The following is a 15,230-nucleotide window of genomic DNA, read 5'->3' as shown; positions in this document are numbered from 1 at the left end:
TTTCGCTACCCCTATCTGAGTGGACGTACGACGGGGGTCAGCGAGCGGAGGCCCCGGCCGCCGCGACGAGGCTCGCGGGCCGCAGGTCCGTCCAATGTGTCTCGACATAGTCCAGGCAGGCCGCCCGGGTGTCCGCCTCGTGCACGACCCGCCAGCCGGCGGGCACGCCGATCTCCACGGGCCACAGGGAATGCTGGTTCTCGGAGTTCGCCAGGACCAGGAAGGAGCCGTCCTCGCGATCGAAGGGGTTGGCCATCGCCACCATCTCCAAAGTCGTTCCGGAAAGGGAATGACAGGAGGCTATGGCCGCCACGCAGGCGAAACCGGCTGGTGAAGCGGCAGATGACCGGCAGATTGCCCGGTCATCCAGGAAGCTTTAGCGCAGACTCACGTCCAGGCGGTGGCGTCGACGGCGAGCCATGGTTTGCGCGGTGCGGCCGTCGGCGTCTCCCCGGTGAACTCCACGACTTCGCGGTGCAGGTGGGACTGGTCGGCGTACCCGCAGTCGGCGGCGACCCGGGCGATGTCCTGCCCGGCGACGAGGCGGTGGACCGCGTGGTCGAAGCGGACGAGGCGGGCGGCCCGCTTGGGCGGCAGGCCGATCTGCTCCTGGAACCGCGACCAGAGGCGTTTGCGGCTCCAGCCGAGCTCGGCCGCCAGCTCGTCGATCCGGACCCGGCCGCCCCCGGCCTGTACGCGTCCCCACGCCCACGCGATCTCGCCCGCCGGCTGCGTTCCGGGCGCGGCGGCCCGCAGGCGGCTCGCCAGCTGCTCGGCGACCAGCGAGAAGCGCTCCGCCCAGGATGCGGCGCCGGCCAGCTGTTCGCGGAGCCGCGCGGCCGACCGGCCCCACAGGTCGTCGAGGCTGACGGGGGCGCCGGTCAGGTCGGCGGGGCGTACGCCGAGGAGGGGCCGGGCGAGCGCCGGCGGCAGGCGTACCTGGACGGCTTCGAAGTGCTCGCCGCCGACCCACAAAGGGCCGGGGCCGAAGCCGAGTCCGGCGGCGACGCTGCCGCGCAGTTGCCGGCCGGAGGCGTCGGTGACGATGAGCCGGCCGGCCCCGAAGTCGACGGCCAGGGTCAGCGACGGATGGGCGATCGCGCGCTGCGGGGTGGCGGACACGCCGCGGTCGCGGAAGCCGACCATGCCGACACCCGGGACGGGAATCGGCCTCTGTGGACGGACGACGTCCCACACCGCGGTGGCGCTGGACCTCACACCCCGCATGGTACGCCGCGCAGGTGGGGAACATTCGTTCAAGCCGCGGCACCCCTGCGCGGCCGACAGTGAACGCATGAAACGAGGTCTGATCATCACCGCCGTGGCCGTCGCCGTCGTGGCCGCCGCTCTGCTCACCAACACCCTGCTCGGCTCCCGGCAGGCCGCCGCGGCCACCGGCTCGCCGCTGCTCACGGTCGACGGCGGCCTGATGCACGTCCGCGAGGACGGCCCGGCGGGCGCGCCCGCCCTCGTCCTCATCCACGGTCTCGGCGGATCGTCACGCTGGTGGGACGGTGTCGTGCCGGCGCTGGCCCGGTCGCGCCACGTCGTACGCGTCGACCTGCTCGGCCACGGCGACTCCGCCAAGCCGGCCGACGCCGACTACAGCATCCCGGCCCAGGCCCGCCGGGTCGGGCAGGTGCTCGACCAGCTCCACATCCAGCATGCCGTCCTCGTCGGCCACTCCACCGGCGGCTACGTCGCCACCTCGCTCGCCGAGCAGCGCCCCGGCCTGGTCGACGCGCTCGCGCTCATCGACACCGGCCCGCGCCTGGACCTCTTCGCCTCCGAGGGGTTCACCGGGAAGCTCGTCGAGGCGCCCGTCGTGGGCCAGCTCCTCTGGCGCGTACGCACGGAGGGGCTGGTCCGCAAGAGCCTCAGCAGTGCCTTCGCGCCCGGCTTCACCGCACCGGCCGACATCGTCGACGACGTGCGGGCGATGACCTACCACGGGCTCCTCGCGACGTCGCACGCGTCGGACGACTACCTCACGCAACGCACGATGCCCGAACGGCTGAGCGCCCTCGGCAAGCCGCTTCTGGTGATCTTCGGCCGGCAGGACCAGCGCTGGCCGGTGAGCTCCGCCGAGTTGTACCGGGCGGTCGCGGGAGCCCGCATCGAGGTGGTGGCCGACTCCGGGCACTCGCCGATGGTCGAGGACCCGGCGCGTACCGCCGAACTGCTGTCAGGCTTCCCTCCCGCCGCATAACCGAGGACATCGGGTGGGCCGGCCGCCGGCGTGCTAGATTTCCGCCTACCTGCTTTGTCGCATTTGGGAGGATTTGTGCACGAGGTCGCCGCGAAGAACAAGTACATCGGGATGCTCTTCATGAAGATCGACCCCGCGTATTTCGAGCTCGGCCGCAAGGGGATCCACGACGTGTCCGCCGCGCACGCCAAGGACCTGTCCAAGTGGTCCAGCCAGCTCACCCACATCGTCACCAGCGGTGTCAACGGCAAGTACGACCAGGTGACCATCATCGAGGCGGACACCCTGGAGGAGATCCACCACGCCGCGGTCGACTTCCGGATGGGCGCCAAGGGCAAGTACATCGAGATCGTCGACGTCGTCTGCGGCATGAAGGCACCGCAGCGCAAGGTCGCCGGCGCGTAGACCGGCACCCGGACCCGCTCGCCCGATCGGCCTCGCGAGGCGGTACGGCGATCCGGCCCCGCCAGGCGCGAGACAGGCCGACGTATCGTATCGCCTGTGGACTTCCGCCTCCTCGGGCCGATGGAGATCACGATCGCCGGCGAGCGGGTCCGGGTGGTACGCCGGCAGGAGCGGGAGATTCTGGCCCTGCTCCTGCTGAACGCGGGCCGGTGGGTGACCGTCGACCGGATCGTGGATCTGCTGTGGACGGCGACGCCGCCGGCGCGGGCCCGCGAGACGGTACAGACCTACGTCTCCCGGTTGCGTCACGTCCTCGGGGCTGCGGGCGCGCCCGGCGCGCTGGAGCGCCGCGGGGACGCGTACCGGCTGGACGTCGATCCGCACGCCGTGGACTGCCACCGGTTCGAGGCGCTGGCCCGGCGGGCGGCGGGGCTGGCGGATCCCGCCGAACAGGCCCTGGTCTACGGGGAGGCTCTGCGGCTGTGGAGCGGCCCGGCCCTCGTCGACGCGCCGGCGCTCACGTCGCTGCGCGAAGCCCTGGAGCGGCGGCACCGCGAGGTTCAACGCGGGTCGTACGCCGCCCGCCTCGACGCCGGGCACGCCGCCGAGATCCTCGGCGAGCTGGCGGATCTGGTCGGGGCGCGGCCGCTGGACGAGGACGCCACGATGCTGCTCATGCGCGCGCTCGCGTACGCCGGCCGGCGGGGTGAGGCGCTGGAGGCGTTCGCGCGGCTCCGCGTACGCCTCAGTGAGGATCTCGGTCTGGATCCGGGTGCGGCGGTGGCGGATCTGCACGCGCGGATCCTGCGCGGTGCGACGGTCGAGCCGGTCGCGCGGCCGGCCCGGACGGTACCGGCGCAACTGCCGCCGGAGCCGCGCTTCTTCGCGGCGCGCCGCCGCGACCTGGAGACTCTCGCGGACCTCATGAAGCGGGCCGACTCGCCGGCGGTACTGACCGTCTCCGGGCTCGCCGGGGTGGGCAAGACGACGCTCGCGGTCAGCCTGGCCCACCGGCTCGCCGACACCTACCCAGACGGGCATCTGTATCTCGACCTGCGGGGCTTCTCGCCGGCCGGTGCCGTCGGCCCGGACGACGCGCTGTACGCGCTGCTGGTGGGCCTGGGCGCGGCGCCGGCAGCGGTGCCGCACGGTCTCGACGCCCGGACCGGGCTGTACCGCAGCCTGCTGGCCGGCCGTCGCGTCCTGGTTCTCCTCGACAACGCGCGGGACGCCGAGCAGGTCCGCCCGCTCCTGCCGCCCGGCGGCACGTCGGCGGCCCTGGTCACCAGCCGCAACCGGCTCAGCGGCCTGGCCGTCACCCACGACACCCACCCGGTCGAGCTGCCGCTGCTGGACCCGGACGGCGCGCACCAGGTACTCGCGGGATATCTGAGCCGCGAACGGATGGAACAGGAACCCGACGCGGTCGCCGTCATCGTCGAACGGTGCGCCGGGCTGCCGCTCGCGCTGGCGGTCATCGGCGCGCAGGCTCTCACGCGGCCCCGCCACCGGCTCGCCGACATCGTGCGGCGGCTGAGCTCCACGGTGTCCCATGTGGAGGATCCGGTGACCGACCCGCACAGCGTCTTCTCGTGGTCCTACGACCAGCTGTCCGGGCTCGCCGCGCGGGTCTTCCGGCGGATGAGCATCGTGCCCGACGGCGAGCTGTCGGCACCGGCGGCGCAGAGCCTGGCGGACGCGCCGCCCGAGGACCTGCGCCGGGCGCTGGACGAACTGGTGAACGCCGGCCTGCTCGCCGAGCTGGGATCGGACCGTTTCGGCGCCCATGACCTCCTGATCGCGTACGCGGCGGAACTGGCGGCCGCGCAGGAGGAACCCGATGCGCTGAGCGCCGCCCGGCTGCGCCTCTACCAGCACTACTACGAGACGGCATGGGACGCCCGGGTGCTCCTCTACCCCCAGGAGCCGGTCGCGCACGAGACCCTGGCGACCGCCGTACGCGCACCGCTGACCGACGCCGACGACGCCCGCCGATGGCTGACCGCCGAACGGGCGAACCTCGTCCACACCGTCGCCGACCTCGCCGACCGGGGCTGGAACGAGCAGGCCACCGGGCTCGGCCGCGCGATCGGCTTCTTCCTCGACCGCGCCGGGCACTGGAACGACTGGCTGACCGTGGCCGAGCGGCTGCTGCCCGTCGCCGAACTGCTGGACGACGACGCCGAACGCGGCTGGCTGCACCGCTCGCTGGGGTACGCGTACCTCAAATTCGGCCGCGAAGACGAGGCGGAGACGCAGTTCCGCCGCGCCATCGAGTGCCTGCGGCGTACCGGCAACCGGCGGGTCCTCGGCAACGCGATGAACGGGCTCGCCCATATGTACTTCAGCCGCGGCGACTACACCGCCGTGTGCGCCGCCGCGCGGGACGCGTACGAGGTGTTCCGGGAGGCCGGGCACGACGAGTGGGCGGCGGGATCGATCAACGCCATCGCCTGGGCCGAAGTCCACCTCGGCGAGTTCGACGCGGCGATCGGGCACTGCCGTGAGGCGCTGGACATGTTGGCGGCCGCCGGTTTCAGCGAATCCACCCACGCCGCGGCCACCTGGGACACCTACGGCGCCGCCCTGCACCGGCTCGGCCGCCACGCTCCGGCGTGCGACGCCTACCGGCACGGCGCGCGGCTGTTCGACCTCGCCGTCGAACCCGCCCGGGCGGCGAGCACGCTGCGGTACCTGGGCGACTGCGAACTCGACGCGGGCGACGCCGCCGCCGCCGCGGAGTCCTACCGGCAGGCCCTCGCCCGCGCCGAGAACACCGACAGCCCGCTGACCGTCGAGCTGCGTGAGAAGCTTCGCTCGACCTGACGACCTCGTGCGGCGTACGCGCGCACGGTCCGGCCACCCCCCGTTGCGGATGGCCGGACCGGTGCGGATCACGCGGTCGCGCGTACCGCCTGCTCGATGACGCCGGTGACGACGTCCGGGCGAGTGATCATCGAAAGGTGCCCCGCGCGGACCTCGGTGATCCTGGCGCCGGCCCGTTCGGCCATCATCCGCTGCGCGTCCGGCGTGATCACCTTGTCCTGGGTGCCGAGGACGTACCAGGACCGGATGGTCAGGTACGCCGGCACCCCGGACGGCACGGTCCCCGCGCTGTAGGCGATCGGCCGCTGGGCCGCCCACAGCAACTCGGCCTGCGACCGAGGTACGCCGTTCGCGAACGACGTGACGAACAGGTCGTGCTTCAGATACAGGTCGACGTCGCCGGGCGGAGCACCCGGATACGCCGCGGTGTCGAACACGGTGGCCGGGTCGCCCAGGACGACCGAGCCGGCGCCCGCGAGCGGGAAGATCGACTCACCGGCGGCCGGCGCGAAGGCGTCGACGTAGACGAGTGCCTTCACGTTGGCGTGCCCGTTGGCGGCGTTGGTGATGACCGCGCCGCCGTAGGAGTGTCCGACCAGGATGACCGGCCCGGTGACGGTGGACAGGAAGTCCGAGACCGTCTGCGCGTCGGTGCTCAGGTTGCGCAGCGGGTTCGGCGGCATCCGGACCGGATACCCGTCCTGGATCAGGCGCTGAGCGACCGCGTTCCACGAGGAGCCGTCGGCCCAGGCACCGTGGACGAGGACCACGGTCGGCTTCGGTTTGACGTGGTGGGAGCGGGCGCCGGCGTTCGCGGCCGCGCCGGGGGCGGGCAGGGCGAACGCGAGCAGTCCGGCGAGCGCGGTGAGGACCGCGAACCTGGTTCTTAAGCGTACGCGGGTCAAAATGCCTCCTCAGACGATGAGTGCGGGCACCCGGATCATGGGTGCCGACCTCCTCAACGGGTCGAGGATGCGGATAGTGTTGGCATTTCCGACAAAAGACTAAACGCGCTGCCCAGCGGGCCTCACCTCGACGGCGATCGGCGAGTCCTCGCCCTGCGGACCGGACGCCGTCGCGTAGTCGCACTCCGGGTCGGTGCACACCGTGACACTCCCGCGCCGGCGGATGCGCACGTCACCGTCGTGCACGGTGTCGGTCACCACGTTCGCCCGCAACGTCTCCCGGCCGCAGGTCGGGCACGGCTCGAGAAGCCTGCGCCCCCAGTCGATGTCGGCCCCGGTCAGCGCCCGGACGGCTTCCACGAACCACAGCAGGGCGACCAGCAGCGCCGCCCCGCCGACGAGGTACAGCAGCGGCTTCAGCAGGAAGCCCAGCCAGCCGATCGGCAACGGAATCCGCCTGACGGCGATGACGCAATGGCAGCCGGACGTCGGGTTGTCGCCGACGTCGATCGCGAACACCAGCACCCAGCCGATGAGACCGACGACCGCCACCGCGACCAGCAACGCGACCACGTACGCGAGCCGGCCCCGCTGCCTGCGGGCACCGTCGCGGACCGCGGCCTCGACCAGGACCGCCGCATGCATGGCCTCGTCGCGCGCGACCGCCATCGGACCCACCCCCGCCATGACGTCAGCGGCCCCGGGATCCGGCCGGATCGCAGCGGCCATCCGCATCATCGCTCACGATCTCGTGGATTTCCATGGCCCGAATGCCTCTCACATTCGCGACGCTCGTCCACGCCGGGATCCACTGTGGTCAGCTGCCCACGGCGACCAGGAGCGCGACCGCGGTCGCCTCGTCCCCTTCGGTCCGGATGCCGTTGTTCCGCAGGTTGCCGGGGGTGGCCGCGAGGCCGCGCAGGAACGGCCACAGGCGGCCGGGGCTGGCGATGATCCTCGCGTCGGGGTGGCGGCCCGTCGCCGCGGTGACCCGCAGCCGGCCGTCCTGTACGAAGGCGTGGAAGACCTCGCCGTCGAGCTCCAGTTCGACCAGACCGGCCAGTTTCTCGACCCTGGCGGATGGGGCGAACCCCTTGAGCGCGAGCGCCATGCTCGCGGGAGTGACCGGCGCCTCGCAGTCGAACCGCGGAGACTGGATGCCCCACCGGCCCAGCCCCATGATGATCGGCTCCAGCTCCCGGCCCCAGTCGGTCAGCTCGTACACCCACGAGCCCGCCGGAGGGGGCAGCTTGCGGCGGGTGAGGACGCCCGCCGCGGCGAGTTCCTGCAGCCGCTGGGACAGCACGCTCGTACTGGCGCCGGCGAGCCGGCCGTCCAGATCCGTGAACCGCTTGGGCCCGAACAGCAGCTCACGGACGATCAGCAGGGCCCAGCGCTCACCCACCAGGTCGAGGGCGTGCGTCGCGGCGCAGCCCTCGTCGTAAGCCCGCGCAACCATGCCCACAGCGTAGCCTGCGATTGTCGAATTCCTTACTTGTAAATTCGAAGTGCTGACTGCTACTTTCGCAGCACGGCTCGTCCACTTCGGAAACTCGTCCCCGCGGCCGGCGTACGCACGCCACCGCACCGCAGGGAACGGTGCAGCCGACCCGCACCCCAGAAGGGGGAAAAGCACGATGACACTACTGATCGCCGGCGCCGCGGGGCGCCACGGCGCGACCGGCAACCACGCCGCGCGGCAGCTGCTCGCGCGAGGACTGCCCGTCCGCGCGTTCGTTCGCCAGGACGACGCCCGGGCCGCCGAGCTCAAGGCGCTGGGCGCCGACATCGCCGTCGGCGACCTGCGCGACCTCGGCGATGTCGCCTCCGCACTCGACGGAGTGACCGGCGCGTATTTCACGTATCCGCTCGAGGAAGGGCTGCTGGAGGCGACGACGACGTTCGCGGCCGCCGGGAGACGCGCCGGCCTGCGGTCGATCGTGAACATGTCGCAGATCACGGCCCGTCCGGACCATGCGAGCCCGGCGGCCCGCCGGCACTGGCTCGCCGAGCGCGTCCTCGACTGGTCGGGGATCGCCGTCACGCACCTGCGACCGCCGTTCTTCCTGGAAAACCTCATCACCATCGCCGGCGCGGCGACGATCCGGGCCGAGGGCAGGATGTACCTGCCGTACGGCAGCGCGCGGCACGCCCCCGTCGCCGGCCACGATGTCGCGCGCGTGGTCGCCGGGGTGCTGGCCGATCCGGCCCCGCATCAGGGCAGGACGTACGTGCCGACGGGGCCCGCGTCCTTGTCCATGGCCGAGCAGGCCGACGTGTTCAGCCGCGTACTCGGCCGCCGGGTGGAGTACGCGGACATCCCCGTCGAGCGGTGGCGGCAGATGCTGTCCCAGGTGGACGGTGTGCCCGCGTACCTGATCGAACACCTCTCGCGGGTGGCCGAGGCACACCAGCACGGCGAGCAGGACCTGGTCACCGACGTCGTCGAGACGATCGGGGGCGCGCCGCCGCAATCGTTGGCGACGTTCATCCGCGAGAATCGGGCCGTGTTCGAGCGGTAGTAACGGTGTTCGGGTGATCGACGCCGACGGCGGCCGACGTGGATCACCTGAACACCGCCGCATGTACGCAGCTCTACGTGCGCAGGTATGACGCCCCGTTGAGGTCGATGATCGCGCCCGACGCCCACTGCGCCAGCGGTGACGCCAGCCAGTGCACCGCCGACGCGACCTCCTGCGGCTCCGCCACCCGCTCGAACGGGCTCTCCGCCCGGATCGCCGGTCCGTCGGCGGATTCGAGCCGTTCCCGCGCCATGTCCGTCGCCACGAACCCGGGCGCCACCGCGGCCACCGCGATGCCGTACGGCGCGAGGGCGACGGCCATCGACTGCGTCAGCGAGTTCAGGCCCGCCTTGCTCGCGCCGTAGGCCGCGTGCCGCGGCTCGCCGCGGAAGGCCCCGCGCGAGGAGACGTTGATGATCCGGCCGCCACGGTCGCGCAGGTGCCGTGCCGCGCACCAGATCGCGTTCGCCGCACCGACCAGGTTCGTGTCGAGGGTGGCCCGCCACTCGGCCTGCCATTCCTCATAGGACACTTCCAGCACGGGGTGCGTCGTGTACATCGCCGCGTTGTTCACCAGCACATCGAGCCCGCCGAGCGCCTCGGCCGCCCCGTCCACCATCGCGCGTACCGAGGCCGGATCGGCCATGTCGCCCTGCACCACGGCATGCCCTTCACCCGGCAGGGCATCCCGCAGCTCGGCGGCCGAGGCGGCGGAACCCCGGTAGTGGATCGCCACCCGGTCGCCGCCCGCCGCGAACGCCTCGACGATCGCCCGCCCGATCCCCCGGGCCCCGCCGGTCACCAGAATCGCCCGTCCCATGACGATCATCATGCCCTGTGTACGCCGGTACGCGTACACAGGGCGGAAAAGCGTGGCCCGACGGACCGCGCGCGGGTGGGACTAGGCCGGGACCGGCAGATCCCGGGTCTTCTTGATGGGGCCGAAGAGCCGCAGCCATTTCGCGGCGGCCAGCCCGGCGAGCATGATCCACAAGCCGGCCGTGATGCCGAGGGTGGAGCCGAGCACGCCGCCGATGAGCGCGCCGATCGGCATGCTGCCGTAGACGATGACCATCGCGGTCGTGCCGACCCGGCCCTGCATGTTCGACGGGACGTAGCGCTGGCGGAACGTGGAGCTGATGATGCCGCAGGCGACCATGCCCGCCGCCGGTACGCCCAGCCCGACCGCGAAGAACAGCAGCCCGAATCCCTTGGTGGTCAACGGGATCAGCAGGCCGAACGGCGCGCTGGCGACGGCGAGCACGATCAGGGCGCGGGCGGTGCCCAGCCACTTGCTGACGCGGGTGGCGATGACGGCGCCGGCGAAACCGCCCACGCTGTCGGCGATCATCAGGACGCCGACGAACCCGGCCGAGACCCCGACGTCGCGGACGAGGAAGACGACGAGGAGCGCGAGGGCCCCGGAGAGCAGGAGGTTCTCGATCCCGGCGCAGAGCGCGATGATGCGCATGTAGGGGTCGCGGACCAGGAACCGGACGCCCTCGGCGATGTCCTCGCGGATGGTCGTGGGGCTCGCGGAGCGGTCCATCTTCGGCTCCCGCTTGCGGATCGCGCTGAGGCTGACGACCGCGACCAGGTAGGTGACGGCGTCGATGAGGATGCCGCCGACCGCGCCGAACAGCTGGGCGATGAGCCCGCCGACGCCGGAGCCGCCGATGAAGGCGACCTGGGCGCTGCCGTCGAGCTTGGCGTTGGCCTCGCCGAGGTCGTCGCCCTCGACCAGCGTCGGCAGGTACGCCCCGTACGCCGGGCCGAAGAACACCGCGCCGATGCCGGAGACGGTCGCGACGACGAGCAGGTAGCCCATGCTCAGGTAGCCGAGCCAGTAGACGAACGGGATGCTGGCCAGCAGCACGAAGGCGACGGCGTTGCAGACGATCATCACGGGCCGGCGGGGCCAGCGGTCGACCCAGGCGCCCGCGGGCAGGCCGAGCAGCAGCCAGGGCAGCCAGGCCAGGGCCGACAGGACGCCCATCGCCAGGACGCTCGCGTGCAGCACGGAGACGGCCACCAGGGGCAGGGCGATGCCGGTGATCGCCGAGCCGAACTTGCTCGTGCTCTCGCCGATCCACAGCAGGCGGAAGTCGCGCTGGCGCAGCACTCCCCCGCGTCTGCGGACGACCGGGACCCCCTCGGGTACGCCGGCGACGGATTCGGCCGCCAGTTCGGGCTCAGTGGTGATACTCATGATTGTTCGTCCCTTCCGGTACGCGGCCGGCCACGGTGACCGGATGCTGCGGGAGCCAGATGTCGTCGGCGTCGAGCGCGGCCGGGCTGTACTTGCCCAGGGCGCTGATGACGAGGCGGAGTTCGAGGGCGATGCTGTCGAGCAGCCGGGTCAGGCCGGCCCGGGGGTCCTCGTCGGCGGCGATCAGCGCCGCCCGGCCGAGCCCCGCCGCGCGGGCGCCGAGGATCAGGGTCTTGGCGATCCGCGCCCCGTCGGCCATCCGGCCGGACGCCAGCAGGCAGTACGCGGCGGGCCGCTCGATGCGGCGCAGGCATTCGGCCAGCGGCAGGCCGACGTGGTTGAGGAAGGCCAGCGGCGCCCAGCCGGAGCCGCCCTCGGCCCCGTCGACGGTCACCGCGTCGGCCCCGGCCGCCCAGGCCACCTGGGTCACCTGGGCGATGTCGCGGCCCGGGTGGACCTTGACCCAGATCCGCGCCCGCGGGAAGTTGTTGCGCATCAACCGGATCTGCTGGCGGAGGATCTCGTCGGTGAACGTGCCCGGCGCCCCGCACCGCAGGACCCGGCCGGCGTCCGGGCCGAAGATCGGGTCGATGGCGAACTGCTCCGACACCTGGCGGCCGACCTCGTCGCTGACGACCGTCATGCCGCCCAGGCCCGGCTTGGCGCCCTGGCCGACCTTCAGCTCGAAGGCCAGCCGGCCGGTGTCCATCAGCCGGGTCGCGGCCGGGTCGCTGTAGACGAGGTTCCACACCTCGGCATCGGCGTCCTCGGTGGACTGCTGGACGACCACGCCGCCGGTCCCGTCGGGGACGTGCTCGGCGTACCTGTGCAGGCGGCCCAGCAGCGTACGCTCGGTGTCGGCGTCGATGCGGCCGTAGCCGTTCATCGGCACGATGTTCTCCCCGATCACCATCGGCACACCCAGCCGACCGGCCTGCTCGCTGACCGCGTGGCCCAGGTTCGAGCTGGCCACCTGGGTCGAGCCGAACGCCGAGACGTAGACGGGCAGCGGCGAGGTGAAACCGCCGATCGCGGTCGTCAGGTCGACGTCGCCGTAGAGCGGTTCGCGGCCGAGGTCGATCAGCTTCTCCAGCCGCTGCGGCATGAACACCGGCGGCACGAGCCGGGCGGTGTCGATCTCGTCGCCGGCCGGGCGGCCCGGGTCGGCGCCGAACAGCGCCGTCCCGTAGCCGTCCGCGTCGGGGAACGCCGCCGCGGCGCCGAGGCGGGCGCGGCGGCGTACGTCGGTCTCGGCGAAGGTCGCCGCCCGCAACACGCTCACGGGGACACCACCCCGGGCAGCTTCGGGTACGCGTTCGCCTGCCAGGTCGCGTCGAGCCCGGCGATGTAGCGGGTCAGCCGCTCCAGGCCGATGCCGAAGCCGGAGCTGCTCTTGATGCCCTCGCGGACCAGGTCCAGGTACCAGCCGTACTTGGCCGGGTTCTCGCCGGTCTCCCGGATGCGGGCCATGATGCGGCGGTACTCGAACTCGCGCTCGCTGCCGCTGCACAGCTCCCCGTAACCCTCCGGGGCGATCAGGTCGAAGTTCATCAGGGTCCCCGGCCGGTCGGGGTTCTCCCGGTCGTAGAAGCCCCGGGACCCCTTCGGGTAGTCGGTCACGAAGAACGGGCGCTCGTGCTGGGCGGACAGGAGGCGCTCGGCGTACCAGTCGATCTCGGCGTGGGGGTCCTGGTCGTGGCCCAGCCCGTGCAGGCTCTCCGCCGCCTCGTGGTGGGTCATCCGGCCGAACGGTCCGGCCAGCAGGGCGTCGAACGCGCGCGGGTCGCGGCCGAGGAAGGCGAGCTCGGCCGCCATCGTCCCGGTCACCCGCCGGATGATGTGGCTGACCAGGCCCTGCGCCACGAGCAGGATGTCGTCCCGGCTCGCGTGGGCCACCTCGACGTCGATCTGGTGGAACTCCGCCAGGTGCCGGGCCGTGGACGAGGTCTCCAGCGGCTCCAGGCGTACGTTGGGGGCGATGTAGAAGATCCGGTTGAAGGCCAGCAGGGACGCCTGCTTGTAGAGGATGGCGCTGGTCATCAGCTTGTAGCGGTGGCCGTAGAAGTCGATGTCGACCTGCTTGGCGCCGCGGGCGCCCGGGTCGGTGACCGGGCCGATGATCGGCGGCAGCATCTCCACGAAGCCGTCGCCCGACAGGTACTCGCGGGCGGCCGCCGTGATCTGGTTCTGCACCCGCAGGACGGCCTGGGTCACCGGCGACGTCAGGTGCGCCCGGGGTCCGGGCGGCCCGGCGAGCGACTCGCCCGCCGTCGCGGGCAGCTGGGTCTGGGTCATGACACGCGCTCCTTCACTGTTGTCTTCTCGATCAGGGCCGGCCGCCGCGCGGGGGTCAGCGCGCCGGCGTCGTACTTGAGCTCTACATAGGACAATGCGTCGATCAGCTCGGCCGCGGACATCGGCCGGCCCGAGATCACCTCCGCGGTCTCGCGGATCGGCAGCCCGCCGATGCGCTTCCAGCGCAGCCGGCCCGAGCCGTCGACATAGCCGCGCGTACGCCCCGCGTTGTCGGGGTGCAGGCAGTAGGGGACGTCGAGGCAGCCGCGCGCGAAGGCGGCCACGAGAGCGGCGCCGACGTCGTCGGACAGTTCCAGGACGGCGTCCACGATGGACTTCGCCTGCTCGTGGAGGCCGGTCTCGCCGACCAGCGGAGCCTCGGCGCGGAACTCGTCGGCCGCGACCCGGGCCGCGTACTCCAGGGCGGTCACGTTCTCGGCCACGGTCGGGATCCGGAACGCCTCCGCGGTCGTCTTCACGATCAGCCGCCGGGCGCCGGTACGCACGGCCAGCCGGGCCGAGTCGCCGAGCAGCCGCAGCGCACCCTGCTCCGTACGCGGGAACACGCCCATGTACGTGTAGACGACGACATGCGACCGGGCCTGCGGCAGCAGTTCGCCGGCCAGCCGGTGCAGCGCCGCCACCGCCTCCTCGTCCTGCGCGGCGTTCGTCTGCTGGGCGTAGCTGAACGAGATGTCGCGGACGCCGTGCTGCCAGAAGAACAGCCCCTCCAGGACGCTCAGTGCCACGAGCAGGGCCGGCGGGCACAACTGGCCCATCATGCAGCCGCCGAACGTCTCCAGGTGGGGTTCGCGTTCGGGCGTACGCGCCCCGGCCAGCGCCTCGCACGTACGCGCCCAGTTGTCGACGGCGTCGCGCAACGGCGTACGGCTGTAGGGCAGGCAGTAGGAGACCGGGCCGCCCTCGGTGGCGTCCAGACCACTCGCCAGCAGCGCGGCGACGATGTGCCGCGGATCGGGCGAGCCGTGGCGGACCTGGATCGGGAAGTCCGGGCCGGCCACGCCGTCGATCATCGCGGCGGTGGCGTCCGGGCCGTGGCCGACGATCGGGAAGCCGTTGAGGTCGTCGCCGCGCCGCAGGGCGAGCCGGACGGACTCGTGGTCGCCGACGCGGGTGTAGCTGTCGAGCGTGATCGTCCCGGCGGTGGCCGCCCGGGCGCCCCGGGTCGCGACGAGCCCGGCCCGCATCCGCGCCGGGTCGGCGAACCCCATCCGGGGCTGGACGACCAGGCCGTGCGTGGCGGCCCGGCGACGGACGACGTCGCCGAACGATCTACCGACGAGATCGCCTTCCATCACGCACCCGCCATCGCTTCGCCGGCGCCGACCAGCGCCCGCGGCTCCCACCCGGTCGTGAGGCCCGCGACCGGCAGGGCCGCGACGAAGGAGCGGAACTCGGTGATCGCGCCGGCGTCCTGGAAGACGCCGTCGAAGCCGGCCGCGCGCAGCTCGGCGGCGCTCTGGCCGCCCGCGCCGCCGACGGTGTCCAGCTTGCCGCCGATCACCACCGGCAGCGCCGCGAACTCCGGGCAGTCGCGCAGGGTCCGGATGACGCGCAGCCCGTCGTGGCGGCCGTGGCCGTTCACGGTGCTGATGACGACGAGGTCGGGGCGGCCGGTGCGGCACGACTCGACGATCGTCTCGTCCGGTACGCAGGCGCCGAGGTTGGTCACCCGGTGGCCCATCTCCTCCAGGACGAGCTGGAGGTAGACCAGGTTCCAGGTGTGCGAGTCGGAGGACACGCTCGTCACGACGATGTCCAGCGCCGGGGCGAGTACGCCCGGCACCGGGGCGTCGGCGAGCTCCGCGCCGCCGTCTATCGCATCGAGATTCATGGGT

At 72.4% G+C, this 15,230-nt stretch carries 15 protein-coding genes; 4 read left to right on the top strand and 11 right to left on the bottom strand.

Annotated elements, in window-relative coordinates; all coding sequences use genetic code 11:
• Nucleotides 1-37: 37 nt before the first annotated feature.
• A complete protein-coding gene (locus tag G401_RS0126990) occupies nt 38-256 on the bottom strand; it encodes an MbtH family protein (protein ID WP_027344925.1) in 219 nt (72 codons plus the stop codon).
• A gap of 131 nt (nt 257-387) precedes the next feature.
• Entirely contained in the window at nt 388-1,218 is an 831-nt protein-coding gene (locus G401_RS0126985) for a helix-turn-helix domain-containing protein (RefSeq protein ID WP_245601855.1), read from the bottom strand.
• 76 nt (nt 1,219-1,294) lie between these two features.
• On the opposite strand from G401_RS0126985, the gene G401_RS48725 reads away from it, so the two are divergent.
• From G401_RS48725 to G401_RS0126970, 3 genes are all read left to right on the top strand, one after another.
• Nucleotides 1,295-2,209, top strand: a complete 915-nt coding sequence (locus tag G401_RS48725) for an alpha/beta fold hydrolase (protein WP_157546373.1) — start codon at nt 1,295-1,297, stop codon at nt 2,207-2,209.
• 75 nt (nt 2,210-2,284) lie between these two features.
• Nucleotides 2,285-2,614, top strand: a complete 330-nt coding sequence (locus tag G401_RS0126975; protein ID WP_027344923.1) for a hypothetical protein — start codon at nt 2,285-2,287, stop codon at nt 2,612-2,614.
• Nucleotides 2,615-2,710: 96 nt separating this feature from the next.
• Nucleotides 2,711-5,440 carry an AfsR/SARP family transcriptional regulator gene (locus tag G401_RS0126970; protein ID WP_027344922.1) on the top strand — a complete coding sequence of 910 codons (2,730 nt, stop codon included), beginning with the start codon at nt 2,711-2,713 and terminating at the stop codon, nt 5,438-5,440.
• A 68-nt stretch (nt 5,441-5,508) separates the two neighbouring features.
• Here the strand turns inward: G401_RS0126970 and G401_RS0126965 are convergent, their stop codons facing one another.
• The 3 genes from G401_RS0126965 to G401_RS53375 all read right to left on the bottom strand — a co-directional run bounded on the left by G401_RS0126965 (nt 5,509) and on the right by G401_RS53375 (nt 7,804).
• Nucleotides 5,509-6,345: an alpha/beta fold hydrolase gene (locus G401_RS0126965; RefSeq protein ID WP_027344921.1), complete on the bottom strand. Its 837-nt coding sequence runs from the start codon at nt 6,343-6,345 to the stop codon at nt 5,509-5,511.
• Between the two features lie 99 nt (nt 6,346-6,444).
• On the bottom strand, nt 6,445-7,014 hold the full coding sequence (locus G401_RS0126960; RefSeq protein WP_157546370.1) for a hypothetical protein: 570 nt from the start codon (nt 7,012-7,014) through the stop codon (nt 6,445-6,447).
• A gap of 148 nt (nt 7,015-7,162) precedes the next feature.
• A complete protein-coding gene (locus tag G401_RS53375; protein ID WP_051367205.1) occupies nt 7,163-7,804 on the bottom strand; it encodes a winged helix-turn-helix transcriptional regulator in 642 nt (213 codons plus the stop codon).
• Nucleotides 7,805-7,982: 178 nt separating this feature from the next.
• On the opposite strand from G401_RS53375, the gene G401_RS0126950 reads away from it, so the two are divergent.
• The gene (locus G401_RS0126950) at nt 7,983-8,867 is read left to right on the top strand and encodes an NmrA family NAD(P)-binding protein (protein ID WP_027344919.1); all 885 of its coding nucleotides are present in this window, start codon (nt 7,983-7,985) and stop codon (nt 8,865-8,867) included.
• Between the two features lie 73 nt (nt 8,868-8,940).
• Here G401_RS0126950 and G401_RS0126945 read toward each other — a convergent pair whose 3' ends face one another.
• The 6 genes from G401_RS0126945 to G401_RS48710 form a co-directional block, all read right to left on the bottom strand.
• Complete coding sequence (locus G401_RS0126945; RefSeq protein ID WP_245601854.1) at nt 8,941-9,687, bottom strand: SDR family NAD(P)-dependent oxidoreductase; 747 nt, start codon at nt 9,685-9,687, stop codon at nt 8,941-8,943.
• 81 nt (nt 9,688-9,768) lie between these two features.
• Nucleotides 9,769-11,076, bottom strand: coding sequence for an MFS transporter (locus G401_RS0126940; RefSeq protein WP_084557654.1), 1,308 nt, complete (start codon nt 11,074-11,076; stop codon nt 9,769-9,771).
• Nucleotides 11,060-12,358, bottom strand: coding sequence for a glutamate synthase-related protein (locus G401_RS0126935; protein ID WP_027344916.1), 1,299 nt, complete (start codon nt 12,356-12,358; stop codon nt 11,060-11,062). The genes G401_RS0126940 and G401_RS0126935 overlap by 17 nt, the downstream gene beginning before the upstream one ends.
• Complete coding sequence (locus G401_RS0126930) at nt 12,355-13,371, bottom strand: asparagine synthetase A (protein WP_051367204.1); 1,017 nt, start codon at nt 13,369-13,371, stop codon at nt 12,355-12,357. The genes G401_RS0126935 and G401_RS0126930 overlap by 4 nt, the downstream gene beginning before the upstream one ends.
• Complete coding sequence (locus G401_RS48715) at nt 13,368-14,687, bottom strand: methylaspartate mutase (RefSeq protein WP_064741860.1); 1,320 nt, start codon at nt 14,685-14,687, stop codon at nt 13,368-13,370. Before G401_RS48715 ends, G401_RS0126930 begins: the two co-directional genes overlap by 4 nt.
• Nucleotides 14,687-15,226, bottom strand: coding sequence for a cobalamin B12-binding domain-containing protein (locus G401_RS48710; RefSeq protein WP_084557653.1), 540 nt, complete (start codon nt 15,224-15,226; stop codon nt 14,687-14,689). Before G401_RS48710 ends, G401_RS48715 begins: the two co-directional genes overlap by 1 nt.
• Between the last annotated feature and the right edge of the window lie 4 nt (nt 15,227-15,230).

The organism is Hamadaea tsunoensis DSM 44101 (genome assembly GCF_000428945.1).
In the GTDB taxonomy this organism is placed as follows: domain Bacteria; phylum Actinomycetota; class Actinomycetes; order Mycobacteriales; family Micromonosporaceae; genus Hamadaea; species Hamadaea tsunoensis.
Note: the sequence above shows the minus strand (reverse complement) of the source record. Positions and strands in the feature narration are given on the sequence as shown.